Consider the following 25700-nt stretch of genomic DNA (forward strand, 5'->3'; position numbering starts at 1 on the left):
CCTCCAGTATCAGCGCGTGACCGCTGTTGACTGAATCGCTCCGATTTGTTGAGCCGTCAACAAAAGTCACGCAGAATTTGAGGCTATCCGACAGATGTATCGAGAACAACATCTCAGGTAACGACGAGGTTGCGGAATGCGCACGATGTGCGCAATTCCGCAGCTCATATGTCAGTTTCGGTCGGATTCGCCGTCATCCGGCGTGTCGAACTCTCCATTGCCTGCCTGTTCGGCCAGGAACCGCTCGAATTCGGCACCGATCTCGTCTCCGCTGGGAAGGTCGGCCTCACCCGCGAGCAGTGACGCCTGCTGTTCCTGCGCTGTCACGAAGGTGTCGTACTGGCGCTCGAGAGCGTGGACCACGGTCTGAACTTCTTCGTTTCCGGCAATGTGCTCGTTAACCTGTTCGAGGACGCGCGCCGAAGCCTCACCCAGAGCGGCGAGTGGCAATTCGAGCCCGGACACCTCTGCGACATTCTCCAGCAAGGTCTCGGACGCAGCCGGGTAATCGGTCTGTGCCAGGTAATGGGGAACGTGAACGGAGAAACCGACGGCTTCGTGGCCGTGCTGGCTCATCCGGAATTCCAGCAGCGACGACGCACTGCCGGGAACCTGAAGTTCGCCGGACCAGCGCTGGTGGTCGCCGATCAGGTCCTTGTTCGTGGAATGAGCCGTCAAGCCCAACGGGCGGGTGTGCGGAATCGCCATCGGGATCGCATTGAGCCCGATGGTCTGGCGCACGCCCAGCTGTTCGGCGAGCAAGCGGACAGCGGTGGTGAATCGCTCCCACTTGAGATCGGGTTCCATACCGGCAAGCAGCAGGAAGGGCGTTCCCACCGTGTCACGAAGTGCGTAGAGGTTCAGAGAGGGGGCGTCGTAGTCCGAGAAGTGATCGGCCTTGAACGTCATCGTGGGGCGGCGTGATCGGTAGTCGATCAACTCGTCCACGGCAAACGACGCGACAAGTTCGGTTTCGAGGCTCTCGCGCAAGTGCTTCGTCGCAAGTTTCACGGCGTGACCCGCGTCGGAGTAGCCCTCGAGTCCGTGGATGAGAACCGGGCCCTGGCCGTCGGCAGCCGACAACTGGGGCGCCGGGAATTCCAGCTCGTACATTTTCGACTGGTCGTCCATCGCAGTCCCCTTCTTTCACGGTGCTTGTTTCCAGTGTCCACTATCGGCGGTTGCCGATTCGCAGTGGAGTCGGCAGTGGAGTCGTCTTTCGCCGAGGTTCCTTTGGTGGAACGTGTCCGACGGGCTCGGGCATTCCCGAATTCCGACGCGGATGCGTTCGCCAGGAGCGAAGCGTGCGGGTCAGGGTTCGACTTTTGGGGTTCGACTTTTGGGGTTCGTCGTTTGGGGTTCGACACCGTCGCGCAGCGGGCGGAGATCCACGATCCGGGAGATAGGACATGGCAGAGTGACGAACAGGTACTGCCGTGGTGGATTTCTCCCATTCGGCTGCAGCCGAATGGAGGCACACGTGATGGTCGGTCGGGGATCGGGCAGGTCGAGGCTCGCAGGCGTCGTGGCTGTGGTTGCTGCGCTCGGATTGGTATCGGGGTGTTCCTCGTCAATTTCCGGGGAAGCTCAGCCTGATGCCGGCGGACAGACACCCGCCGTAGCGGGGTCGAGCGCTCCCAGCGCGGCAGGGTCGACGCCACCAAGCACAACGGCTTCATCCAAGGCTGCGCCGCTAGCGGACCTGTTGCTGACTCCTGCAGAGTTTCCGCCGCCATTCGACGCGGTAGTACTTCCCGCGCAAGCTGTTCCGATGGCCGCGCCGGATCTGGTGGGTGTTCCGCGCGGAGCAACCGTCGACCCCGCAGACTGCGCCCCACCCGAACAGGACTACGGGCCGACGGGCACCGTCATGGCTGTTGGCACCGACAATGCGAGTAGGTCGACAATCTCGGTGGAGCTCACTCGGAGTGACACCAGCCTGACCTCGTTGGAAGCGCAGACCGAAGACTGCACCTCGATGAAGGTGACCGCAAACGGAGTGACGTCGACGGTCACGACGGTCATTTTGCCGCCTTCGCCGATCAATGCCGATCAGACGTTGTCCTTGCGGCGGACGGTATCCACACCATCCTCGGCCACCGGGGACCAAACGATGTTGACGCTGATGGCCCAGGTCGGTGATGTGCGCATTGCTGTCACGCTGATGACATTCGGTGCAACCGAGCCGTCCACCGCGCCGCTGGACGAGGCTTTCACCGCCGCTGTTCAGAAGGTTCGCGCGGGCAGCTGAGGATCATGCACGACGCACCGACACTCATCACGTAGTCGGTGCCTGTGTTCGTGATTCATCCACAACAAAATGGGTTCTGCACAGCTGAGCTTCATGAGCTTCGTTTTGCCAGGTCGAGCGCCGCAGGTCGGTGGCCGCTCTTGACATGGTCTACCCATGACAACATCACCGTTTTCCCGGGAATTCGAATCCTCCGACGACCAGGCGCAGAGTTGGGCGTCGCGCGAGTCCGAACATCTCTCCGAACCAGGCGAGCTGATCGCCGCGATCCCAGCGCTGATGGGGTTTCGGCCCGAAGATTCCGTCGTCGCGTTGTGCCTGATGGACACCACACCAAAAACACTCGGGCCGATCATGAGGCACGACTACTTTCCGAACATCGGCTCCGAGCTGGCTCCGGCGATGCGCTCGGCCCTCGAGCAAATTGTTCGAGTCTGTGCGACAGAAGGAACAGTCGCGGTGATCCTGGTAATGATCGGAGACCATCCGTTGGGGGAATTATTCGACATCGCAGCGGAATTCAACGACATGCTTACCGGCAACGGCGTCGAACTCGTCGATGTGTTCGCAGTACCGGTGATCGCGAGGGGTCGCGACTGGATGAGCATCCTCGCGCCGGATCGGTATGGGCGCCTGCCCGATCCCGGTTCGTCCTCTGTCGCGGCCGCCCAGGTCCTCGGCGGCCGTGTCATCCGAGCGTCGCGGAGCGAGTTGGTGCGCTCGGTTCGTGGGCAATCGAGTAACCACGCGACGATCGGGTCGTTGATCGACCGGGGGCGCGCGCAGATCGCGTCGGCGCGGTGCGAGGCGCACTGCTCGAACGATCCCTTCGCTCAGGTGCGCCGGGAGGTCGAGGAAGTTCTGGCGTTTGTCGGGCGGATGCGGCGCGGAGTATTTCCCGACCCCAGTGAATGTGCGCACCTGGCACTGGTGTTGTCGGACGTGCGCGTCCGGGACACTGTCATGGGTCTAGCGGCAACGGAGTACGCAGATTCCGCGGAAGCGTTGTGGATGATCTTGACGCACGAACTTCCGGTTCCCGAATGTTCTTATCCCGCTACACTTCTGGGATTCTTTGCCTATGCCCGCGGTGATGGCCCACTCGCCGGTATCGCGCTCGCATATGCACTGGAAGCGGACCCTGAATACAGTCTGGCCGGCTTGCTCGACAACTCGCTGCAGGCCGGCATGCGACCGGACGGAATTCGCAGGCTGGCGGAAGTCGGACTCGACCTCGCCCGGGACTTCGACGTGAGTGCGATGCCCGAGGCGAGGTGAGTTGGACCTGGAGGACTTAAGCGTCGCAGATCTACCGAGCGGAGTGCGATGCAGAACCGAGGTCTTGCAGGAACTGCCAGGCATCCGCGACGATCACGTCGAGATCGGTGCGCGTCGGGGTCCACCCGAGTTCGGCAATTGCCTTGTCGCTGGACGCGATCAAGACGGCCGGGTCGCCGAGACGGCGTGGAGCGTCCTCGACATTGATCGGAAGTCCGGTCACCCGAGCACACGAAGCAATGACCTCGCGGACGCTGAATCCGGCACCGCTACCGAGGTTGTAGATGCGATGCTCGGACGGCGTGGACTTCTCCAAGGCGAGGAGATGAGCCTCGGCGAGATCGAGCACGTGGATGTAGTCCCGCACGGCAGTTCCGTCGGGCGTGGGCCAATCGGTGCCGAAGACCGAGATCTTGTCCCGCTGCCCGAGTGCAACCTGCAGCACCAACGGGATCAAATGTGTTTCGACAACCCGGTTTTCACCGGCAGACTTGTACGCACCGGCGACATTGAAGTAGCGCAAGCTGGTGGCGGCAAGACCGTGTGCGACGGAGTACGACGTGATCGCGTGGTCGATGGCGAGCTTCGACGCTCCGTACGGATTGGTAGGCCGAGTCGGAGCAGTCTCCATGATCGGAGTCTGCTCCGGCTCGCCATACGTCGCCGCAGTCGACGAGAACACCAACCTCGGAGTCCGAGAGTCGCGGATGGCCTCGAGGAGCGCGAGGGTTGTTACTACATTGCCCTGCCAGTACTTTTCGGGATGCAACACCGATTCGCCGACGAGTGACTGCGCGGCAAAATGCAGAACACCGTCGAAAATCGGGGAGTTGCCGAGGACCTTCGCCGCCGTCTTGGCTACATCACCTTCGATGAAGTCGGCGCCGGCTGGGACGGCGTCGGCATTTCCGGTGGAGAGGTCGTCGATCACAACGACCTCGTGTCCGCGTTCGAGTAGTACTGTGCTGCAGACACTGCCGACGTAGCCGGCACCGCCGGTAACCAAAAGTTTCATGAAATTCCTCAGACCAGCTTTACCTGTACGGCGTGCGCCATTTCTTCTGCCAACTCCACACCGTCGTGGCCGGGCACGATGATCGTCACTGAACCCGGGCGGGTCTCGACGGTCACCCTGGCGTCCGGAACGACGCCGGCGTCTCGCAGTTGCGCGATCACATCGGGATCGGACTGCACGTGCTCGGCGAGCCTGCGCACAACCACAGCCGTCGGCTTGCCCGCCGGAACATCGGTGAGGCGCATCAAGGTTTCGGCGGGATTGCTCGGCCCGTCCAGGCCCAATTGATCCAGCCCGGGAATCGGATTACCGTACGGCGACGTGGTCGGGTTGTTCAGAACGACGACGAGTCGGCGCTCGACGTCCTCGCTCATCACATGCTCCCAGCGGCACGCCTCTGCATGCACGTCTTCCCACTTCAAGCCGATGATGTCCACCAACAGGCGTTCTGCCAAGCGGTGCTTGCGCATGACCGAAACGGCCAAGTCGCGGCCCTTGTCGGTGAGCTCCAGGTGTCGATCGCCGGCAACCATCAGCAATCCGTCGCGCTCCATGCGCGCAACGGTCTGGCTCACGGTGGGTCCGCTCTGCTCGAGCCGTTCGGCGATCCGCGCCCGGAGTGGGACAACGCCCTCTTCTTCCAAGTCGTAGATCGTCCGGAGATACATCTCCGTGGTGTCGACTAGATCCTTCACACTCAACCCCTTCGTCAACGGCCATTCTACCGTTCGGTTCCGGAAACTTGTGCCGCTCCATCAGCGGCGAGTCCGGCTGTTCGGCCGGTGGCGACATCCCTGGTGTGACGGGCTGGACACACTTTCGAGATCAGTGTGGTGCACGGCACCACACAGTGTGGTGCACGGCACCAGTCGAACACGAAGTAGCGTGTTCCCATGACCGCCTCGATCAGATCTGACGAGGACCCCACGATGCCTCGAGCGAATCGAGTTGTGGTGTGGAGTCCGGAGTACCTGAGTTATCGGTGGAGTAACGATCACCCGATGAATCCGACCCGCCTCGACCTGACGATGGAACTCTCGCGTGGCCTGGGACTGCTCGAGGGAATCGAGTTCCTCGAGCCGACACCTGCCAGTGACGTCGACCTCCTCCGCATACACACGCCCGCCTACCTCGCCGCCGTCAAATCAGCGGGCCACTCAGCATCCAACGGTGTTACCGGTGCGGATGTTCCCCACGGTCTCGGGACCGAGGACAACCCGGTCTTTCCGCAGATGCACGAGGCGAGCGCAATTCTTGCCGGTGGTTCCCTGGCCGCTGCCAAGGAAATCGCGTCGGGCCGCACACGTCGGGCGGTCAGTATCGGGGGCGGCATGCACCACGCGATGGCGGACTGGGCCTCGGGATTCTGTGTCTACAACGACGCGGCTGTCGCAATCTCCTGGCTGCTCGACAACGGGTACGACCGCATCGCGTACATCGACGTCGACGCACATCACGGTGACGGCGTGCAGCACGCTTTTCTCGGCGACCCACGAGTTTTGACGGTGTCTCTGCATCAGCATCCGGCAACGCTGTGGCCCAATACCGGTTGGTCCAGCGAAGTCGGGGACGGCGCGGCGGAGGGTACGGCTGTCAACATCCCGGTGTTGCCGGGAACCGTAGACGCATTGTGGCTGCGGGCATTTCACGCGGTGGTGCCCGGTGCGATCGCCGCGTTCCGGCCCCAGATCATCATCAGCCAGTGTGGTGTCGACTCGCATCGGGAAGACCCGCTCGCTGATCTGGCGTTGACCGTCGACGGTCAACGAGCAGCGTTCATCGCGATGCGTGATCTTGCCGACCGCTACTCCGAAGGACGATGGCTGGCGGTCGGTGGTGGTGGGTACGGGCTGGTGCGGATCGTTCCGCGGGCGTGGACGCATCTCATCGCGGCAGCGCTTGATCGTGACATCGATGTGAACACGCCACTTCCGGACGGTTGGAAGGAAAAGACCGGGGCGATGGCACCGGGCGTCGAACTTCCCGAGGTCATGGGGGACGGCGGCGACATCAACTTCTCGAAGTGGGACGGGCCGGGCGGTACGCCCGAAACCGGAGTGGCGTCGGTAGACAGAGCGCTCACCCGCATCGATTCCGCCATCATCGCGACGCGCCGCGCTGCGTTTCCCCTTCTCGGACTCGACCCGGAGGATCCCCGTGACTGAACAGTCCGACCCCAAGTCCGACCCTAAAAAATCCGACACCGAAGCCAAGACAGACGCTGCGGTCGACGCGGCACACAACTATCCGCACGAGTGGGTTGTCGACGTGCTCGCCTCGGACGGCGGCGCGGTTGCCCTGCGGCCGATCGTCCCCGAGGACGCGGACAAGCTTGTCGAATTCCACGGCAAGCTCTCCGAGCGCACGCGGTATCTGCGGTACTTCGGCCCTTACCCCACAATGTCAAAGCGCGACGTCACGAACTTCACGACGGTCGATCACCACAATCGGGTCGCGTTTGTCATGATGCTGGGCGACGAGATCATCGCCGTCGGCCGGTACGAGCGTCTCCTCGACGTCGGTGACGGCAAGTCGGCGGAAGTGGCATTTGTTGTCGCCGACGCTCATCAGGGTCGCGGCCTTGGCCCCATCCTGCTCGAGTACCTGGCAGCGGCAGCCGCGGAAAACGGGCTGACGATGTTCGTGGCGGAGGTCCTGTCCGAGAACCGCAACATGGTCACCGTCTTCCGCGAGGCCGGATATCAGGTCAGCCGAACGTTCGACGGGGGAGTGCTGCGCCTGGAGTTCGCGATCGACCCCACAGAAGCCCTTGTCTCCGTGCGTAATTCCCGTGAGCGGGCGGCTGAGGCCCGGAGTATGGGCAACGTGCTCAGTCCGCGGTCCGTTGCCGTGATCGGAGCGTCGGCCGACCCGGCGAAGGTCGGCAACGCCGTACTGACCAACCTTCTGCGTGGCGGGTTCACCGGCCCGGTCTATCCGGTCAATGCCGAACATCGTTCCGTACACGGAGTTCGGGCATACAAGACTGTCCGCGAGATTCCCGACGACGTCGATCTTGCGGTGGTTGCCGTCCCCGCCGAATCCATCAGTTCGGTTCTCGACGACTGCCTCGACAAGGGTGTCAAGGCGCTGGTTGTCGTGTCGTCGGGTTTCAGCGACAGCGGCCCGGACGGTCGCGCATCGGAGCGGAAACTTGTCCATGCGGCCCGCGCGCACGGGATGCGTCTCATCGGGCCCAATGCGCTGGGCGTGGCAAACAACGATCCAGCGATTTCCCTGAACGCGACGCTGGCGCCGGTTCTTCCGGCGGCAGGCAACGTCGGGTTCTTCTGCCAGTCTGGTGCTTTGGGAATCGCGATCCTCGACGAGGCCGCGCGCAGTCGAATCGGGTTGTCGGCCTTCGTCTCTGCCGGTAACCGTGCCGATGTGTCCGGCAACGACCTTCTGCAGTACTGGGATTCGGATCAGTCCACCGAAGTGGTGCTCCTGTACTTGGAGAGCTTCGGTAACCCGCGAAAGTTCTCCCGGATCGCAAGGCGCGTGGCGCGTAAGAAGCCGATCGTGGCAGTCAAGAGCGGACGCCACGCAGTGCCACCCGTGCTGGCGGCCACCGGAGTCGAGATCGACGATTCCATTGTCCGCGCGCTGTTCGAGCAGGCCGGTGTCATCCAGGTCGGGTCGATCTCCCAATTGTTCGACTGCGCACTGCTGTTCGGTTATCAACCGTTGCCGGCCGGCCCGCGTCTGGCAGTCATCGGTAACTCCACTGCTCTTGGTGTACTGGCCGCAGACGCAGCCCGTAGCGAAGGGCTCCAAGTCAGCGATCCGATCGACCTGGGCGCGCAGGCCAGTCCCGAGTTGTTTGCGTCAGCGGTGCGTGATGCCTTGGCGTCCTTCGACGTCGACGCCGTCATCGCGGTCTTCGTTCCACCGGTCGCCATCCCGGTCGAACCCTTCGCGAAAGCGCTCAAGGATGCGGTAGCGGGATCGGACAAGCCCATTCTCACGACGTTCCTGGCCGCGGAGGGAGTGCCGGAGGTGCTGACTGTCCGCGATGACGCCGGCAATCCGACTCGGGGATCGGTGCCGTCGTATCCGGGACCGGAGCGCGCGGCACTGGCGTTGGCGCGGGCCTGGCGATATGCCGAATGGCGAAGCAAGCCCGCGTCCAAGGTGGTGCGGCCAGCCGGCATCGACTCCGAGCGGGCTCGCCAGATGGTTGCCGCCTGGCTCGAAAACTCGCCCGGTCGTTGGCTTTCCGACTTCGAGGCATCGGAACTTCTGGCGTGCTACGGCGTCGACGTCGTCGAATTCCGCTCGGTCCTGAGCGAAGACGAAGCCGTAGAGGCAGCCGACGCACTCGGGTACCCCGTGGTGGTGAAGGCAACCGGCGAACTATGGCGCCATCGCCCGGATCTTGGTGGTGTTCGCCTCGACCTTGTCGGGCCGGATTCGGTTCGACTCGCGTACAGCGACCTTGCTGCCGCGTCGGGGGAGCCGCTCCTGCACGTGCAGAAGATGGCGCCAAAGGGCATCGGGTGTGTTGTGGCCGTGCAGGACGACCCGTCGTTCGGTTCACTGATCTCGTTCGGCCTGGCCGGCGTGATCTCGGATCTCCTCGGTGACCGGGCTTACCGAGTCCTGCCGCTGACCGAGGACGCCGCCACCGAATTGATCGACGCTCCCAAAGCCGCGCCGCTGCTCTCCGGCTACCGCAACGCCGTCCCCGTCAACAAGGGTGCGCTGGTGGATCTGGTGCAGCGGATCTCGACGTTGGCCGACGATATCCCCGAAGTTCGGGAGCTTGCCTGCGAGCCGGTACTGGCGTCCGCTGTCGGCGCCGAGATCACGGACGCCCGCGTGCGCATCGGACCGGAACCGAGCGCTGTGGATCTGGGACCCAGACGACTGCGCTGAACCCCCGCGTTCGACACCCAGCGTTCAATACGAAAAGCCGGCCACCGTACGTTCCCGATGGGAGAACATACGGTGGCCGGTGAGTGTCACACGGCGCCGCGATCAGCTGGCGTAGGAGCGCAACTTCTCGGCACGATCGCCGACACGGAGCTTGCCCATAACCTCGCGCTCGATCTGGCGCACCCGCTCGCGGGAGAGCCCGAAGAGCTTGCCGATCTGGTCGAGGGTGCGCGGCTGGCCGTCGTCGAGGCCGTAGCGCAGGCGGATAACCTGCTGCTCACGCTCGTCGAGGGTGCCGAGCACGCTGCGGACGTCGCTGTGCAGCAAACCGGCGATGACGGCGTTCTCGGCCGATGTTGCCTCGGCATCTTCGATGAAGTCACCCAAAGGTGCTTCTTCGTCGCTGCCGACGGGCATGTCCAGGCTTACCGGGTCGCGGCTGTGGTCGAGAAGATCCGCGATCTTGTGTGCCGGGATTCCCGACTCCTCCGCCAATTCGTCGTCGGTCGCTTCGCGCCCGAGCTGCTGATGGAGTTCGCGTTTGATGCGGGCCAGCTTGTTGACCTGCTCGACGAGGTGGACTGGCAGGCGGATGGTGCGGCTCTGATCAGCCATTCCGCGGGTGATGGCCTGGCGAATCCACCAGGTGGCGTACGTCGAGAACTTGAAGCCCTTTGCGTAGTCGAACTTCTCCATCGCGCGGATCAAGCCGAGGTTTCCCTCCTGAATCAGATCCAAGAGGGGCATGCCGCGTCCGGTGTACCGCTTGGCCAGCGATACGACGAGTCGCAGGTTCGCTTCCAGGAGGTGGCTGCGTGCCGACTCTCCCTCACGAACGATTGTTGCGAGATCCCTCTTCTTGGCAGCTGTCAGGCGCTTTCCCGTAGCCAGAACGTGGCTGGCGTACAGCCCCGCTTCGATTCGCTTCGCCAGTTCGACTTCGTCTGCTGCTGTCAGCAGTGCGGTGCGACCGATTCCGTTCAGATAGACACGGACCAGGTCTGCTGACGGGCTCTGGGCGTCCAGATCCGCAGCGCTCGGACGAATGCGAGTAGTGGTGCTGGGGCTTGTCATGACTTGCCTCCCTATCGGCGGTCTCTCACAAGGTTCAACGCGTGAGAGTTCCGAGATAGTTCCCGCAGCGATTTCGTCGAAATTGCTCTGACCTGCTGTGTTCCCCGGGCCGTCCTGAGAAGTTGCTGAGAACCCGAAAATCTGCAACCCAATCGGAACTCGACTACGTGACCGGCAACACCAATCCGTGACGTACGAGTGACACGAGCAGAGTGACGACGCCGGCACTGAGAACTTCGGGGTCTTCACCGTTTGCGGCGGCAAGAAGCTCGACCAATTCCTCGACCACAAGCCCGTCGGCCCGCAGGCCCGCCAGTAGTGCGGCACCGAGGTCGTCGATCTCATGCTGCCAGTGTGGTCCGTTGCCACGGTGAATCCGAGTGACAACCTGCTGCCACCCTTCTTCGCCGGGAAGATAGACGCGTTCGAGGGCGGTGTTCGGATCGACGACAAACCGCTCCTGCAGCACGTCGTGTTCACGCAGCCAGGCAACCCGGTCGAAGTACGCCAGCGCCTCGGGCCCGAGCGGGTCGGAGAAACCGTGCAGGAGATCTTCGGCCATCAAGTCCGTCGGCGAGTCCGTTCGGCGCAAGAAGACGAAGCCGAATCCCACACCTTCCACGTGCGATTCCTCGAGATGATCGAGCCACGCGTTGGCGCGTTCCTCGGTGGCGGGGTCCCGCGGGTCCTGACCGCCGTCCTTGAGCCACGTCCCGACGTACAGCGCGGGATCCGCGACGTCACGCTGCACCACCCAGGCGTCGACACCGTGTGCCGGCAGCCACGACGCGATCCGCGATCGCCAGTCTTCGCCCTCGACATGGACCCACGACGCCAGCAGCGCTGCGGTGCCACCGGGATTCAGATAGTCGACGGACCGCGAGATCATCAGTTCGCTGGCCCCGTCGAGATCGAGACCGGAATCTCGATAAGTGTGGTGAACGCGTGCCTCGCCGACGACAAAGGGGGGATTGGCGACAACCTGGTCGAAGGTTCGTCCCTCGATCGGTTCGAACCACGAACCCTGATGCAATTCGACGTCGAGGCCGTTGAGCGCCATAGTTGCTGCGGTGAGATCGATCGCGCGCTGATTGATGTCCGTCGCGGTGACGGAATCAGCGTAGGTCTTGGCGTGCAGGGCTTGGATTCCGCAGCCGGTGCCCACATCGAGGACCGTTCCGACGCGAGACGTCGGCGTTGCCTGCAGTAATGACAGTGAGGCGTGGCCAACACCGAGGACGTGGTCGCTGGTTGTGGACTGCTTCGGCCGAATTCCACCGTCCAGGTCTGAAATCACCCAATGATCGCCGGCACCGACGTCGATGGGCCGCAGATCCACGGCGGCACGCACAGCGGAGTCGGCTGAATTTTCGAGCAGACCGGCTTCGATCGCATCGTCGACGGTCAGCGGCGCCAACGCGGCGGCGACGTCCTCGCGAGCACAGTCGTCGGCGAGAAGGAACAACCGGATGAGAACACCGATTTCTCCGTGCTCACGGCTCGCGCGTCGCACCGGAACCGGTTCACTGCGACCGAGCGCTGCGTGAACTTCCGGACCGAGCAGCTCGAGCAGGGTGTCGGTGTCGAACCGATTGCGCAGCAGAGCCGTGCGCAGCGCAGGGGTGATGGACAGGAGAGTTGTGCTCACCCGGACATTCTCGCAGGCGACGAATTTCTACCAGGTGATGCGTCAGCTCTCGATGATGTGATGCGGACTCGACTCGATCTCGCCGGCGTTGCGGCGTCGGCCGTCGTAGCGACTCGGCTCGTCCTTCGTGCGCGGTGGTCGATCATTTGCGATGAGGACCGCGATCCACGGAAGTGGGATGGACGCACCGATAATCAGCATCGAGACCCAGCCGTTCTCCCAAATGCCATACGCGATGGCAGCCAGAATCAACGCGGGGAAACGGAAAGCCATGATCGTCATGTACTTCCGCACGCGCGCTTTGTGCTGCTCGTCGATGGACAGCTGTGCTTCGGTGATCAATACGGGATTGTCGGGTGTTCCGGCTTCGTCGGGGTGACCGAACGCGCCATTTCTTGCCATAGCTCCACTGTTCCACTCTCGGCCGACAATTGCACACGCGGCCCGACGCTCGCACCGCTGCCGCGTAGACGGCATTATTGGAGGTATGAGCACCCAAACCAAGGAACGTCCCGACGTCTCGACCGACGAAACGACCGATGACGACACCCCGAAGGTCTTTCACTACGTCAAGAAGAACAAGATCGCCGAAAGCGCCGTGATGGGCACCCATGTGGTTGCACTGTGCGGCGAGGTCTTTCCGGTCACCAAGTCTGCGAAGCCGGGATCGCCCGTGTGTCCCGACTGCAAGAAGATCTACGAAGGACTTCGCAAAGGCGAATGACCGGGCAATCGGGAACGGCGTCGTTGCGCCGGATCCGATCCGCAGTCCGAACTCGGCGACTCGACAGTGTCAGTGCAGTCGGTCGCCGGGTTCGTTTCTGCTCCGATGCCGTCGCAATCCTTGACGTCCGAGTTGGCGCGCCGACTTCGCGGCCGACCGTAGGTCGGCACTGCCGCCGGATCGGACCTGTCACCGGACACCCGAATCGGACTTGTTGCCAGGTGCCACGTCAGAGTGGTCACCGGCCCGGCGCTGTTGTCGTCCTCCTGCTGTGCGGCCAGCCACTCGCGGACCTGTTCCAGGCGCGTCGCTCGCGCCGGCCAGAATTCTTGCACCGTCGCGTTGAACTCGGCGCCGAGCACCACTGCAAAGCCGAGGAAGAATGTGAACAGCAGGAAGGCGATCGGCGTCGCCAAGGCTCCGTAGGTGTAGCCGGTGCCCGTGACAAATCCCAGGTACCAGCGCAATCCGGTGCTCGCGGCCATGAAGAACACACCGGCCACCAGTGCGCCCGCGAGAAGTCGATGCCACGGCAGGGACTTCGGTAGCGCGACTTTGTACAGCGTTGTCAGGCCGATGATGACCAGCAGGCCTACGGCCGGGTAGTAGAAGGTGTCGACCAGGTTGGAGCCCACGTCGTACCACGACGGTGGCAACACACGTCCGATCATGGTCGGGCCGAGCGCGACCATCGGCAGGATGAACACGGCCATCCCGAGGAACATCACGTAGAGCAGTAGCGCAAAAATTCGCTGCCAGATCGCGTTACGGGCATCCTTCTGCCCGTGCGCTTCGACAATCGAATCCACGAACGTCGAGATCGCCGACGAACCGGCCCACAGCGACAGCAGGAAGCCGACCGAGATGATTTCCGGCCGGCCGCGCTGGAGAACGTCGGTGACCGTCGGCCTGATGATCTGATCGACGACGTTTTCGCTGAATATCGTCCCGCTGAACGTGACGATCTTCGACTCGATGATCTCGACCGTGTTCGGTCCGAACCAGCCGCCGATGTAACCGATCATGCCGAGCAATCCCAGCAGTAGCGGCGCCAGTGAGAGTGTCTGCCAGAACGCAGCCGTTGCGGCTTTGCCGAAGATCGAGTCGTCCCAAGCCTTGCTCAGAGTGCGGCCGATCAGCTGGCCCGTGCGGCGCAGCGGATGCCATCTGCGGTGATGCAGATCACTTCCGTGCGTTTTCGGGCCCGCCTTTTCACTCATAATCACTCCAGCATTCCTGATGACACACCTCGTTGCCCAACCGTGGCGTCGCCGTGTCGCATATTTTTCCGCGGTGAGGTTGTGTCTCCGATCTCGCGAAACCTCGCCGCGGGGAGGGGATCGACAGTGAATCCGGCCATGCCCGGGCGCTTCGGGTGCGGCTTTCGTCGGTAGCGACAGTTAGGCTCGTCGCCGGACATTCATGAAAAATCTAGGAGCGCGAGGCAACAGTGCGATTCCAGCGGAGGCGCGCTTATGACGTCTGAGACAACGACGACAGAAGTGACAGGGGCAGCCGAAGTGAACAACTCGACCGAGAGTGCCGGAGCGCAACCGACGGCCTCGACAGGGTCGCTTCGCGCGTGGCAGCGGCGGGCACTCACCAAGTACTTGGCGAGCAGTCCTCGGGACTTTCTCGCGGTGGCAACACCGGGTGCAGGTAAGACGACATTTGCTCTGCGAGTGGCGTCGGAACTGCTTCGCGACCGGACTGTCGACCAGATCACCGTCGTCGCGCCCACCGAGCATCTGAAGCATCAGTGGGCGGAGTCGGCGCAACGTTCGGGCTTGTCGTTGGACTCGCGGTTCTCCAACTCCACCGGCCAGACGTCCAGCGACTATCACGGCGTCGTTCTGACGTATGCCCAGGTGGCGGCGCATCCTACTAAGCACCGAGTCCGGACCGAAGGTCGCAAGACCCTCGTGATTCTCGACGAGATCCACCACGGCGGTGACGCAAAAAGTTGGGGTGAGGCAATTCAGGAGGCGTTCGGCGACGCCACCCGCCGCTTGGCACTGACCGGAACTCCGTTCCGAAGTGACGACAGCGCAATACCTTTCATTCAGTACGAGCCCGACAAAGAGGGATTGCTCCGATCCAAAGCCGATCATTCCTACGGCTACTCCGACGCGCTCAAGGACGGCGTTGTCCGTCCGGTTGTCTTTCTCGCGTATTCCGGTGAGGCCCGCTGGCGCAACAATGCCGGCGAAGAGTTCACCGCCCGACTGGGTGAGCCGCTCAGTGCCGAGCAGACCGCCCGAGCCTGGCGCACCGCACTCGACCCTGCCGGTGATTGGATTCCCGCCGTCCTGCAAGCAGCAGACACCCGTTTGGGGCAGCTGCGTTCCACCGGTATGCCCGACGCCGGTGGGCTGGTCATCGCCACAGACCAGACAGTTGCTCGCGAATACGCCAAGGCGTTGACCGCGATCACGGGGGAGGAGCCCACCGTGGTCCTCTCCGACGATCCCACCGCGTCCAAGCGCATTGCGGAATTCGGTGCGAGCGACCAGAAATGGATGGTCGCCGTGCGCATGGTGTCGGAGGGCGTCGACGTTCCGCGTCTGGCCGTCGGCGTGTATGCGACCAGTGCATCGACACCGCTGTACTTCGCGCAGGCCATCGGCCGATTCGTGCGTTCACGGCGTAAAGGCGAGACCGCAAGCGTCTTCCTTCCGTCGGTACCGGTCCTGTTGGACCTCGCCGCTCAGTTGGAGGCCCAGCGCGATCATGTCCTTGGCAAGCCGCACCGCGAAAAGGACGGCCTCGACGACGATCTTCTCGCCGACGCCAACAAGCAGAAGGACGAACTCGGCGAGGAAGAGAAGGCGTTCACGTCCCTCGGTGCCGACGCCGAGCTCGACCAGGTGATCTACGACGGTGCCTCGTTCGGAACGGCCACGTTCTCCGGCAGCGACGAGGAAGCCGATTATCTCGGTCTGCCCGGTCTGCTCGACCCCGATCAGATGCGTGCACTCCTACGGCAACGCCAGGCAGAACAGGTGAACAACAACTCCGCCAAAGCGTCGGCTCCGGCGCCGACTGCCGCAGTGGTCGCCGAGCGCGCTGCTACCGCCGATCAGCTGGGCGCCTTGCGACGAGAGCTGAACGGCCTGGTCGCGATGAATGTGCACCGCACCGGACGGCCTCACGGAATCATTCACGCCGAACTGCGTCGAGTGTGCGGTGGCCCGCCGACGGCAATCGCGACGGTCGATCAGCTCACCGAGCGCATTGCGATTCTGCGTAGCTGGTAGAAATCCTGAAGACGGCAAAACGGGCGATCACAGTAATTGTGATCGCCCGTTTCGGCGTTCATGGTGCGCCTCGCGAAGAGGCCACCCCCGGCTGACAGGTTAGTTTGCGGGTTCACTCTCGGAGACGACGGCATTCATCTCGCGAAGTCGATCCGCGTGTTCGGTTGCGTGGTGTCCGCAGAAGAGAAGCTCGCCGCCGGTGGGAAGCACGGCGCGTACGCGTGCTCCGGCACCGCACCGGTCGCACCGGTCGGCAGCGGTCAACTGTGGGCTGGTCAGTGTTCCGGGCATGACTCCTCCGTACTGGCTTGACGGCTTTCGTGCCGCGTGCCTGGGGCCTGGTCCGCCGCGTCGGAATGGCGCGGTAGATCCACTCTTACAGACGTTTGGCGTTCATGGGTTGTTCCCAGAAGAGTTTCTTAGTGTTGTGTCTCACTGGAAATGCGCTGGGCAGGCATTCTGTGTGCAGAATTGTTCGCTGAGAGCTGATTCAAATCCGCGTGTACAGAGCGATATTCTGGGGCGATGAACCAGGAAACCGGAACGGGCGCCGACGCATCGGCCGAGTTGCTCCATATGTGCACACGCGTCGAATGGGAGCGTGCGCAAGAGGTCGGGCAGCGCGTTCCCGACGGATTTGCCGCCGAGGGTTTTGTGCACATGTCGACGCCCATTCAGGTTCATCTACCGGCGAACCGGATCTTCGCGGGCCGAGACGACATAGTGTTGCTCTCCCTGGATCCGGCTCTGCTGGGAGCTGAAGTCAAGTGGGAACCGGGGGTGCCGTCGGATCCTGATTCGATGCGCTTTCCTCATCTGTTCGGGCCGATTCCCGTCGCGGCTGTCACTGCCGTTACTGCGTACATTCGCGACGAGAACGGTGCATTTCCGTCCCTGCGGTGACGCGATGGAATACGCAGCGCAGCACCGGTCGACGATAATTTCGCCCTCCTGCGAAACTTGTCACAGATCGGCGCTACCGTTGATATATGAATGTAGAAGTCACCCCTCTGCCGGGCATCGGGACTCGTAAGGATTTTGTCCTGGCCTCCGGTCGCCGCGTGGGTGTCGTCACTCATCGTGACGGACATACGGACCTCATCGTGTCCAAGGAAAACGATCCTGATGCGTGCGCCGCGTCGTTGCCGCTCACCACGGAAGAGGCCGCTGCACTGAGCAACCTGCTTGGTGCGCCGCAACTCGTGGCCCAGCTCGAAGACGAACACAGTGACATACCCGGGATCAGAACCAAACAGCTGTACATCAAGGACGGTTCCCGATACGACGGACAGACACTCGGCGACACCGGGATGCGGACACGCACCGGCGTCTCGATCGTCGCCGTGATGCGTGCCGGGCAGGTGAATCCGTCGCCGAACCCCGACTACACGTTCACCGGAGGTGATCTGCTGGTGGCAGTCGGTACACCCGACGGCTTGGCTGCCGCTGCAAAAATCCTGACCAACGGCTGACTGGCAGGTGGATACAACCACACTTGCACTCATCGAACTGGGCGCGGTCTTCTTCGCGCTCGGTCTTCTAGGAAGGCTCGCAGCACGATTCGGCATGTCGCCGATCCCGTTCTACCTGATCGGTGGCCTGTGCTTCGGTCAGGGTGGATTCATCCAACTCGGCGATATCGGCGAATTTGCGCACCTCGCAAGCGAAATCGGTATCGTTCTCCTCCTGCTCCTGCTGGGACTCGAGTACACCGCAGCCGAATTGATGACCGGGCTCAAACGGTCGAGGGTTGCCGGCATCGTCGACATCGTTCTCAACGCCACACCGGGCGCGGTAGTCGGTCTGATGCTCGGGTGGGGTGTTGTCGGCGCGACGGTCATGGCCGGTGTCACCTACATCTCGTCGTCGGGAATCATCGCGAAAGTTCTCAGCGACCTCGGACGTCTGGGCAACCGCGAAACACCCGTCGTTCTCTCGATCCTCGTGTTCGAGGATCTTGCGATGGCGGTGTACCTGCCGATTCTGACGGCGATGCTGGCGGGTGTCAGCTTCATGGGTGGACTCGAAGCTGTGGGAATTTCGCTGCTGGTCATCACCGTCGTTTTGGTGGTGGCCTTGCGATACGGACGGTATGTCTCGGCTCTGCTGGACAGTCCCGACAGTGAGACATTGCTCCTGAAGTTGCTTGGTGCTGCACTGCTGGTGGCCGGCGTCAGTTCCGCGATGCAGGTCTCCGCGGCGGTGGGGGCCTTCCTGCTCGGCATCGCGATTTCGGGTTCGACGGCACACAACGCCAGTCGGGTGCTCGAGCCCCTTCGTGATCTTTTTGCGGCGATGTTCTTCGTGGTGTTCGGACTCAGCACCGATCCAAGCACCATTCCGCCCGTGCTCGGGTGGGCTGCGATCTTGGCAGTCGTCACCGCGATCACCAAACTGATCACCGGGGCCTGGGCGGCAAAACGTCAGGGTGTGGCCCGCATGGGCCAGGCCAGGGCGGGCGCGGCACTGATTGCTCGCGGCGAGTTCTCGATCATCATCGCCGGTCTGGCAGTGTCCGCGGGCGCCGTGGAACCGGAACTCGCAGCGCTCGCAACGGCGTACGTGCTTCTGATGGCCGTGATCGGTCCCGTTGCGGCGCGAGTTGTCGAACCGGTCACCTCGTTGTACATCAGAGTTCGCACAAAGTCCTGATTGCGACAATATTCTGTTTTGATGCTCAATGGAATCGCTCGTCCCGCCGCAACAGTGGCATGTGCCTTCCTGCTCGCGTGTGCTCCGGTTCCCGCGTTTGCGGGCGGGATTCCCACCACAGACCAAGGCGTGGCGGCAGCGCAGGTTGTTGTCGACCGATCACTGCACCTCGAGGGTGCGTCGAATGCGAGGGACGTCGGCGGCTATCGAACGTCGGATGGACGTACGGTTCGGATGGGACAGGTCTTCCGGACCAATGCACTCGACAAACTGACGCCCTCGGATCTTGCGGTGCTGCACCAGCGCGGCGTGGCGTCGGTCGACGACTTCCGGACGGTCGTCGAACGCGCCATGTCCCCGGACCGCATCCCGGAGGGTGCCCGGAGCAATTGGTTCGACGTGATCGGGACCAACCCGGTGAACTTCCCGGCTCTGGCGGATATGCAGTCGATGTACACGGTCATGGTGAGTGATCCCGGAGCGAGCCGAGCATTCCACGACGCACTGGCGAATATCGCTGACACGGACGGCGCTGTCCTGTACCACTGTTCGGCAGGCAAGGACCGAACCGGCTGGATGACTGCCGTTCTGCTGACACTGCTCGGTGTGTCCCGCGAAGACGTGAACGCCGACTACTTGCTGAGCAACCAGTACCTGACCGGTCCCCGCACCGGCATAGCCTTCGTGGACGGTGTCGAGCAGTCGTGGCTGGATACGTCGTTCGCGACAGTCGAGCGCATCTACGGCAGTTTCGACAACTACGTCCGGGACGGCCTTCAGTTGAGCCAGGACGATATCGCACGGCTCGAGAACAAACTCTTGGCCTGAGGCTGTACGAAAGAAAAAGAGCCGCTCCCCGAGGAACAGGGGAGCGGCTCTTTTTGTGGAGCTGGTGTGACTAGTCGAGGTAGTCGCGCAGTACCTGCGAACGCGACGGGTGGCGCAGCTTCGACATCGTCTTCGATTCGATCTGGCGAATACGCTCACGCGTGACGCCGTAGACCTGTCCGATTTCGTCTAAAGTCCTCGGCTGGCCGTCGGTGAGGCCGAAGCGCAGGCGAACCACTCCGGCTTCGCGCTCGGACAGCGTCTCGAGGACCGACTGCAGCTGATCCTGCAGCAAGGTGAACGAGACGGCGTCAACTGCGACAACAGCTTCGGAGTCTTCGATGAAGTCACCGAGCTGGCTGTCGCCCTCGTCGCCGATGGTCTGGTCGAGAGAGATGGGCTCACGCGCGTACTGCTGGATTTCCAGCACCTTCTCCGGCGTGATGTCCATTTCCTTGGCGAGCTCTTCCGGCGTGGGCTCACGGCCCAGGTCCTGGAGCAGCTCTCGCTGGATACGGCCGAGCTTGTTGATGACCTCCACCATGTGCACCGGGATACGGATGGTGCGTGCCTGGTCGGCCATGGCACGGGTGATGGCCTGACGGATCCACCATGTTGCGTAGGTCGAGAACTTGTAGCCCTTGGTGTAGTCGAACTTCTCGACTGCACGGATCAGGCCCAGGTTGCCTTCCTGGATGAGGTCCAGGAACGCCATGCCGCGGCCCGTGTATCGCTTCGCGAGCGAGACGACGAGTCGGAGGTTGGCTTCGAGGAGGTGGTTCTTGGCGCGATTGCCGTCGCGGCAGATCCAGCTCATGTCGCGGCGCTGAGCTGCAGGCAGCTTTTCGCCCTTGTCAGCAAGATCCTGCATGATCTGCACGGCGTACAGACCGGCTTCGATGCGTTTGGCGAGTTCGACTTCCTCTTCGGCGTTGAGGAGTGCGACCTTGCCGATCTGCTTGAGGTAGGCGCGAACGGAGTCGGCGGACGCCGTGAGTTCGGCATCCTTACGAGCCTGACGAAGTGCCTCGGACTCTTCCTCGTCCCAGACGAAGTCGCCGGACGCTTTGTCCTTGTCGGTCGGTTCCTCGGTGGCGGGCTCTTCGTCCTCGCCGACTGCGACGACCTCGACCTCTTCGAGGTCTCCGTCCGTGATGTCGATGTCTTCCAACTCGACGTCGCCGTCTTCTACATCAGGATCCCCGGCCTTCTTGGGGCCTGCCTTCTTTGCTGCGGCCTTCTTCGCCGGAGCTTTCTTGGCGGGGGCCTTCTTAGCTGCTGCCTTCTTGGCGGGGGCCTTCTTCGCCGGTGCCTTCTTGGCGGCCGGAGCTGTGACGGTGGCCGCCTCCACGGCTGAAGATTGTGGCTCTGACTCTGATGGAGAATCAGCAGTCTGACGTGTATCGGTGGCTGCCACGTACGCCCTTTCGTGACGGTGTCGTGCGGCGTCACGCCAGAGTGGTGATCCGGCGGAGAGGTCAATGGTTGTGGCCGGCGCGCAGCCGGACTCCACCATTGTAACGACTCTCAGGAAACTCTTACGTCACGACGGGCGTTAACGGCTTTTTTCGGACCGGATTAACCCCTTGTTTCACCTTTTCGCTTGGCCCATCGCCAGCGGAATCACCCTAAATTTTCGATGCGGCGAGGGCGGCGCCTGCGATTCCGGCGGTGTTCAGGAGTGCGGCCGGAACGACTGGCGTGCGGTTGGTCAGCAGCGGAATCCACTTTTCGTGTTTGCGACTGATCCCGCCGCCGGCGATGAACAAATCGGGCCACGTCAGATCCTCGATCGTCGTGAGCACCTTCGAGACCTCGACGGCCCAGTGCTTGTAGCTCAGATCTTTTTTCTCCTTCACCGACGACGCAGCTCGATGTTCGGCTTCCTTGCCGTCGACTTGGAGGTGGCCGAACTCGGTGTTGGGCAACAGAACTCCGTTGTGCAGAATCGCCGACCCGATGCCGGTTCCGAAGGTCAGCAAGATGACAACCCCGGACGCGTCCTTGCCGGCGCCGTAGGTGTCTTCGGCGATACCTGCGGCATCGGCGTCGTTCAGAACGGTGACGGCCCGGCCGCCGAGAGCCTTGCCGAACAGTGCAACAGCGTCGGTTCCGATCCAGGACTTGTCGATGTTGGCGGCGCTGCGAGCGACGCCACCGGTGACGACCGACGGCAGGGTGATGCCGACCGGTCCGGCCCAGCCGGCTTGCTCGACGATCTGCGTCACAGTCGTGGCGATTGCCTCGGGAGTCGAGGGTTGCGGGGTCAGGATCTTGATGCGCTCACCGATCATCTCGCCGGTGCTCAGATCGATGAGAGCGCCCTTGACTCCACTGCCGCCTACATCGATTCCGAAACCTGTCGTTGTCATCGTCCTGCGCTCCTGAGGGCTCGAATTCGAATGTCGCGATCTGACCGAATCAAACACTAACCCGATTGGGTGCGCGTGGTGCGGCGCAACGAGGGATGTGTTGCGATGGTGGTGTGCGCCCACAAGAGATTTCCCTGTCCGAGTTGTCCACGGATTCGCTCGATCCTGCCGAACTGAGAGTGGTGGCGGTGGCCGTCGCGGAACGCGCTGCTGCGCACGTTCGCGCCCGTCGTCCGGAAGTGTTCGGCGTCGTCGGTTCGGGTGAGAGCGAGAACGGTTCCGACGCCGGAACCGTTGCGGCCAAGAGCACACCGACCGACCCGGTGACGATCGTCGACACCGAGACGGAACAGGTGATCCGGGATCTGCTTGCGACGCTGCGGCCGCACGATTCGATTCTCGGTGAGGAAGGTGGCGGAGACGCAGGCGACGTCGTAGGGGTCCGCTGGGTTGTCGATCCCATCGACGGAACTGTGAACTTCCTCTACGGAGTTCCGGCGTTCGCGGTGTCGGTAGCGGTGCAGATCGACGGAGTTTCCGTGGCCGGCGCGGTAGTCGATGTGTCTGCAGGGGCGACGTATTCGGCGCACCGCGGTGGCGGCGCCACGATGACCACCGAGGACGGTGCGGTCAGTGAGCTCGCCGCCAACCCGGTGACCGAGCTGTCAATGGCTTTGGTGGCTACAGGTTTCGGATACGGCGCTCAGCGACGCAAGGCACAAGGGCGGTTCATCGCGGAGATTTTGCCCCAGGTGCGCGACATCAGGCGGATCGGTTCTGCGGCGCTGGATTTGTGCATGGTGGCGACCGGTCGCGTCGATACCCATTTCGAGCACGGACTGAGCCCATGGGATTGGGCTGCCGGTTCGTTGATCGCCGAGGAAGCCGGTGCCGTGATCTGCATTCCGGGCCCGAATTCGACGTCTGCGGCGGGCGACATCGTCTACGCGTGCGCCCCGGGGATCGCCGACGAGTTCGCGGCGATGCTCACCGCATGCGGTGCGGACCGCCCGATCAGCACCTAGCGGTTCGCGCCGCCTTCAAGAGATCGATGTCCATTGCCGCGGCTTCGGCATTCGCGGGTTGCTCGGCGAGGGCGCGGAGCACCTCGCCGGCATCGGTGTTGGGGGAGACCTTGCTGAAGTACGTGCCCAGCGCAAAATCGACCGTGTCGTCGGTCCGGCCGTCCCTGATCAGTTCTGCACACGGAGCGACCAGCCACACGGCACTGGCCGCAGCGATTCCGTTCTCCCCGAAGCGGATCTGGCCCTGGCATTGCATGTTCTGATCAACGTAGACCGGGTCGTTGCCCACTTGTACGTCTGGAGCGCTGGCAAAGCCGTAGTCCTTCAGCTGGGCGGCTACCTGCGAGGCCTGACCGCTTTCACCGTTGGCGTTGAAGACTCGAACCTTGGTCGCAGCCAGCGGCGCCGGTTCCACGTCGAGCAGCGTGGTTCGGTCCACAACCGAACCGAGGGGCATCGGTTGTGGGGCGGCCGGATCGGACGATGCCTGCGGGCGATTGCAGGCGACCGTATCGCTGATTTTTGCGTCAGCCGTGAGGATCTTGATCCACAGCGCGCTGCCGAGGACGGCGAGTACCGCGAACACCGCGACGACCGGCCACACGCGTCGGCGCCGGAACGGACGACCTCGGTCGTCGGTCGCGCTGCCTTCGGTGATCAGAGAAACCACGGTATCCCTCGACTTTCTGGACGAGTTGGAGCTTCGTCGTCAAGCCGAGCAGAGCGGGCGTGACGTTCGGTGCCTACCTTAGAGGGCGCGCGGTTCAATCCCGTTCAGGTGTGTGGTGACTGGCCGTCAACCGAATTTCGCCGAGTTGATACGTCGGTGCTGCTGCGGTGATACCGCGGTGATTTCAGGGGAGTTTTCGGGGTCGAAGATCACAAAATGCTGTGTAGTTGGTGACGATTCGCAGACTTTTTTCGGAAATGACCGAATGGGTTACTACTTTCGCGCTTACTTCGGCTACTGTCTGGCGGCCCAGGTCGTTCGACTGGGCGTCGGCTCCATGCCGTAATGACAACCAAATGAGGCACAGATCACGTTCTCGGGAGAAGTTTCCGGGCACTTTTCCACCCGCTGCCACGTTGTGCAGCGACAGGGAATGATCTCCATGCCACGGCGGTTTCCATGCGCATGACGGGATCTACCGGATTCCAGGCGTTCATGGGACCGGGATACACGAGAAGGATGAGGGGTAAGCGACATGGCAACTGACTACGACGCACCGAGGCGTACAGAGTCCGACGAGGTTTCGGAGGATTCGCTCGAAGAGCTGAAGGCGCGGCGCAACGAGGCGCAGTCGGCTGTCGTCGATATCGACGAGACCGACACTGCAGAATCCTTCGAGCTGCCCGGTGCAGACCTTTCCGGCGAAGAGCTGTCGGTTCGGGTCGTTCCGAAGCAGGCCGACGAGTTCACGTGTTCGAGTTGCTTCCTGGTGCATCACCGCAGCCGTCTGGCGAGCGATGCAAACGGACAGCTCGTGTGCATGGACTGCGCAGCCTGATAGTTCTTCGCAGCTTTACATTGCGTCCCGACGGTCGACCCGATGTCTTCGGGTCGACCGAGGGATCAAGGCGGTCGTGAGACCGCCTACTACTTTGCTCAGTCTTCGCTGAGAGCTTTGACCAGTGCTTCGGGTCGACGTGAGCTCACGAGCCAGTACGGCGTCGGATCTTCTGGATCATCGAGGACGATCAAGACCATGGTCTTGACCCACGGTCGGTGCTGGACAAAAGCGGACGGGTCGAGCTGGCGACCCATCGCGGCACTCTTTGCCGAAGCAGGTACCGCAGCGGCGCGTGAGATCAGATTCACTGGAATGTGCGCTCGGCCGACATGCAATTCCTTGACCCCGCCGGTTTCGACAACCTCGACGCGGGTGCGGCTGAGCCAGAACGACAGCCAGATCGGGATGGGTAGCAGCACCACGTACGCGAGCAGCGACACCAGGCCCGGGCGCCCCATGTGGACTTCCGCTGCCAGGAGCGCGGCCACGGCGATTCCGGCGATCCACCACCCGATGGGCAGCCAGAGGCGCTCGGAATAGAGCGTCGTGGACGCAGGGGCTGTGGTAGCGACGTCAGGTCGAGATGTTTCGGGCACGAGTCAAGGATAGTCCGTCTCGCGCAGTGGTCCTCTAGGTGCTCCGCGCCCAGTAGTCCTCTCTCCAGTCTGCGCCGAGTAGTCTTGGCCGACGTGAGCGATCATCTCTCCATCGCCTTGAAGCGACTGGACCCAGACCTGCCGGTTCCGCAGCGTGCACATCCCGGTGATGCCGGTGTGGATCTGTGCTCCACCAGCGATGTCACTATCGAGCCCGGCCGCCGTACCCTCGTTGGTACGGGTATTGCGATTGCCTTGCCGGTCGGCACTGTCGGACTCATCCATCCGCGTTCCGGACTTGCTGCAAAATCGGGTTTGTCCATCGTGAATGCGCCGGGCACCGTGGATGCAGGTTATCGAGGCGAGCTCAAGGTGTGTCTGATCAATCTCGACCCGGACACAGCGGTCGAGATTCGTCGCGGCGACCGAATTGCGCAGCTCGTGGTTCAGCGCGTCGAACTGCCGGTATTCGAGGAAGTGGAGTCGCTCGACGACACCGCCCGAGGTACCGGTGGATACGGTTCGAGCGGCGGACACGCGATACTCGACACCGATGCAGGTGTGAGTCCTGTCGTAGAGGGAGTCTGAAAC

General features: G+C 62.7%; 25 protein-coding genes. 13 read left to right on the forward strand and 12 right to left on the reverse strand.

Features of this window, described 5'->3' with window-relative positions; translation table 11 throughout:
* Positions 1 to 171: 171 nt before the first annotated feature.
* The gene (locus tag FEZ60_RS01020) at positions 172 to 1131 is read right to left on the reverse strand and encodes a PAC2 family protein (RefSeq protein ID WP_033234796.1); all 960 of its coding nucleotides are present in this window, start codon (positions 1129 to 1131) and stop codon (positions 172 to 174) included.
* 352 nt (positions 1132 to 1483) lie between these two features.
* Between FEZ60_RS01020 and FEZ60_RS01025 the strand changes: the two genes are divergently transcribed.
* A complete protein-coding gene (locus FEZ60_RS01025; RefSeq protein ID WP_172935344.1) occupies positions 1484 to 2251 on the forward strand; it encodes a DUF5642 family protein in 768 nt (255 codons plus the stop codon).
* Between the two features lie 156 nt (positions 2252 to 2407).
* On the forward strand, positions 2408 to 3529 hold the full coding sequence (locus FEZ60_RS01030) for a DUF4192 domain-containing protein (protein ID WP_172935345.1): 1122 nt from the start codon (positions 2408 to 2410) through the stop codon (positions 3527 to 3529).
* A gap of 31 nt (positions 3530 to 3560) precedes the next feature.
* On the opposite strand, the gene galE is transcribed toward FEZ60_RS01030, so the two are convergent.
* On the reverse strand, positions 3561 to 4544 hold the full coding sequence (galE, locus tag FEZ60_RS01035) for a UDP-glucose 4-epimerase GalE (protein ID WP_045067413.1): 984 nt from the start codon (positions 4542 to 4544) through the stop codon (positions 3561 to 3563).
* Positions 4545 to 4552: 8 nt separating this feature from the next.
* The gene (locus FEZ60_RS01040; protein ID WP_033234793.1) at positions 4553 to 5239 is read right to left on the reverse strand and encodes a metal-dependent transcriptional regulator; all 687 of its coding nucleotides are present in this window, start codon (positions 5237 to 5239) and stop codon (positions 4553 to 4555) included.
* Positions 5240 to 5437: 198 nt separating this feature from the next.
* On the opposite strand from FEZ60_RS01040, the gene FEZ60_RS01045 reads away from it, so the two are divergent.
* Positions 5438 to 6709 (forward strand): acetoin utilization protein AcuC, encoded by a 1272-nt coding sequence (locus tag FEZ60_RS01045; protein WP_045067415.1) that lies wholly within the window; start codon positions 5438 to 5440, stop codon positions 6707 to 6709.
* Positions 6702 to 9422 carry a bifunctional GNAT family N-acetyltransferase/acetate--CoA ligase family protein gene (locus FEZ60_RS01050; RefSeq protein WP_033234791.1) on the forward strand — a complete coding sequence of 907 codons (2721 nt, stop codon included), beginning with the start codon at positions 6702 to 6704 and terminating at the stop codon, positions 9420 to 9422. The genes FEZ60_RS01045 and FEZ60_RS01050 overlap by 8 nt, the downstream gene beginning before the upstream one ends.
* 102 nt (positions 9423 to 9524) lie before the next feature.
* Here FEZ60_RS01050 and FEZ60_RS01055 read toward each other — a convergent pair whose 3' ends face one another.
* From FEZ60_RS01055 to FEZ60_RS01065, 3 genes are all read right to left on the reverse strand, one after another.
* Positions 9525 to 10496, reverse strand: coding sequence for a sigma-70 family RNA polymerase sigma factor (locus FEZ60_RS01055; RefSeq protein ID WP_033234790.1), 972 nt, complete (start codon positions 10494 to 10496; stop codon positions 9525 to 9527).
* Between the two features lie 163 nt (positions 10497 to 10659).
* The gene (locus FEZ60_RS01060) at positions 10660 to 12144 is read right to left on the reverse strand and encodes a class I SAM-dependent methyltransferase (RefSeq protein WP_045067418.1); all 1485 of its coding nucleotides are present in this window, start codon (positions 12142 to 12144) and stop codon (positions 10660 to 10662) included.
* A gap of 42 nt (positions 12145 to 12186) precedes the next feature.
* Complete coding sequence (locus FEZ60_RS01065) at positions 12187 to 12546, reverse strand: DUF3099 domain-containing protein (protein ID WP_045067419.1); 360 nt, start codon at positions 12544 to 12546, stop codon at positions 12187 to 12189.
* 85 nt (positions 12547 to 12631) lie between these two features.
* Here FEZ60_RS01065 and FEZ60_RS01070 point away from each other — a divergent pair, with 85 nt between their 5' ends.
* The gene (locus FEZ60_RS01070) at positions 12632 to 12868 is read left to right on the forward strand and encodes a DUF3039 domain-containing protein (protein WP_033234787.1); all 237 of its coding nucleotides are present in this window, start codon (positions 12632 to 12634) and stop codon (positions 12866 to 12868) included.
* On the opposite strand, the gene FEZ60_RS01075 is transcribed toward FEZ60_RS01070, so the two are convergent.
* Positions 12841 to 14088, reverse strand: a complete 1248-nt coding sequence (locus FEZ60_RS01075; protein ID WP_172935346.1) for a YihY/virulence factor BrkB family protein — start codon at positions 14086 to 14088, stop codon at positions 12841 to 12843. The genes FEZ60_RS01070 and FEZ60_RS01075 overlap by 28 nt on opposite strands.
* Positions 14089 to 14343: 255 nt before the next feature.
* On the opposite strand from FEZ60_RS01075, the gene FEZ60_RS01080 reads away from it, so the two are divergent.
* Entirely contained in the window at positions 14344 to 16125 is a 1782-nt protein-coding gene (locus FEZ60_RS01080; protein ID WP_033234785.1) for a DEAD/DEAH box helicase, read from the forward strand.
* Positions 16126 to 16224: 99 nt separating this feature from the next.
* Here the strand turns inward: FEZ60_RS01080 and FEZ60_RS01085 are convergent, their stop codons facing one another.
* Complete coding sequence (locus FEZ60_RS01085) at positions 16225 to 16416, reverse strand: hypothetical protein (protein ID WP_033234784.1); 192 nt, start codon at positions 16414 to 16416, stop codon at positions 16225 to 16227.
* Between the two features lie 234 nt (positions 16417 to 16650).
* On the opposite strand from FEZ60_RS01085, the gene FEZ60_RS01090 reads away from it, so the two are divergent.
* From FEZ60_RS01090 to FEZ60_RS01105, 4 genes are all read left to right on the forward strand, one after another.
* Positions 16651 to 17028 (forward strand): DUF952 domain-containing protein, encoded by a 378-nt coding sequence (locus FEZ60_RS01090; RefSeq protein ID WP_172935347.1) that lies wholly within the window; start codon positions 16651 to 16653, stop codon positions 17026 to 17028.
* An 86-nt stretch (positions 17029 to 17114) separates the two neighbouring features.
* On the forward strand, positions 17115 to 17597 hold the full coding sequence (locus FEZ60_RS01095) for a cation:proton antiporter regulatory subunit (RefSeq protein WP_033234782.1): 483 nt from the start codon (positions 17115 to 17117) through the stop codon (positions 17595 to 17597).
* A 7-nt stretch (positions 17598 to 17604) separates the two neighbouring features.
* Positions 17605 to 18777: a cation:proton antiporter gene (locus FEZ60_RS01100; RefSeq protein WP_033234781.1), complete on the forward strand. Its 1173-nt coding sequence runs from the start codon at positions 17605 to 17607 to the stop codon at positions 18775 to 18777.
* A 21-nt stretch (positions 18778 to 18798) separates the two neighbouring features.
* Positions 18799 to 19605, forward strand: coding sequence for a tyrosine-protein phosphatase (locus FEZ60_RS01105; RefSeq protein ID WP_172935348.1), 807 nt, complete (start codon positions 18799 to 18801; stop codon positions 19603 to 19605).
* Positions 19606 to 19675: 70 nt separating this feature from the next.
* Here FEZ60_RS01105 and FEZ60_RS01110 read toward each other — a convergent pair whose 3' ends face one another.
* The gene (locus FEZ60_RS01110; RefSeq protein WP_202025569.1) at positions 19676 to 21121 is read right to left on the reverse strand and encodes an RNA polymerase sigma factor; all 1446 of its coding nucleotides are present in this window, start codon (positions 21119 to 21121) and stop codon (positions 19676 to 19678) included.
* A gap of 112 nt (positions 21122 to 21233) precedes the next feature.
* Positions 21234 to 21977, reverse strand: coding sequence for a polyphosphate--glucose phosphotransferase (locus FEZ60_RS01115; protein WP_116104010.1), 744 nt, complete (start codon positions 21975 to 21977; stop codon positions 21234 to 21236).
* A 95-nt stretch (positions 21978 to 22072) separates the two neighbouring features.
* On the opposite strand from FEZ60_RS01115, the gene FEZ60_RS01120 reads away from it, so the two are divergent.
* Positions 22073 to 23002 (forward strand): inositol monophosphatase family protein, encoded by a 930-nt coding sequence (locus FEZ60_RS01120; RefSeq protein WP_045067426.1) that lies wholly within the window; start codon positions 22073 to 22075, stop codon positions 23000 to 23002.
* Here the strand turns inward: FEZ60_RS01120 and cei are convergent.
* Positions 22992 to 23672, reverse strand: coding sequence for an envelope integrity protein Cei (cei, locus tag FEZ60_RS01125; protein WP_033234778.1), 681 nt, complete (start codon positions 23670 to 23672; stop codon positions 22992 to 22994). The genes FEZ60_RS01120 and cei overlap by 11 nt on opposite strands.
* A 535-nt stretch (positions 23673 to 24207) precedes the next feature.
* Between cei and FEZ60_RS01130 the strand changes: the two genes are divergently transcribed.
* A complete protein-coding gene (locus FEZ60_RS01130) occupies positions 24208 to 24510 on the forward strand; it encodes a DUF4193 domain-containing protein (protein ID WP_003942593.1) in 303 nt (100 codons plus the stop codon).
* Positions 24511 to 24608: 98 nt separating this feature from the next.
* On the opposite strand, the gene FEZ60_RS01135 is transcribed toward FEZ60_RS01130, so the two are convergent.
* A complete protein-coding gene (locus tag FEZ60_RS01135; protein ID WP_033234777.1) occupies positions 24609 to 25109 on the reverse strand; it encodes a DUF3093 domain-containing protein in 501 nt (166 codons plus the stop codon).
* Between the two features lie 93 nt (positions 25110 to 25202).
* On the opposite strand from FEZ60_RS01135, the gene dut reads away from it, so the two are divergent.
* Complete coding sequence (gene dut / locus FEZ60_RS01140; protein ID WP_033234988.1) at positions 25203 to 25697, forward strand: dUTP diphosphatase; 495 nt, start codon at positions 25203 to 25205, stop codon at positions 25695 to 25697.
* Positions 25698 to 25700: the final 3 nt, after the last annotated feature.

This window comes from Rhodococcus sp. MS16, from assembly GCF_013277795.1.
GTDB lineage: Bacteria > Actinomycetota > Actinomycetes > Mycobacteriales > Mycobacteriaceae > Rhodococcus_F > Rhodococcus_F globerula.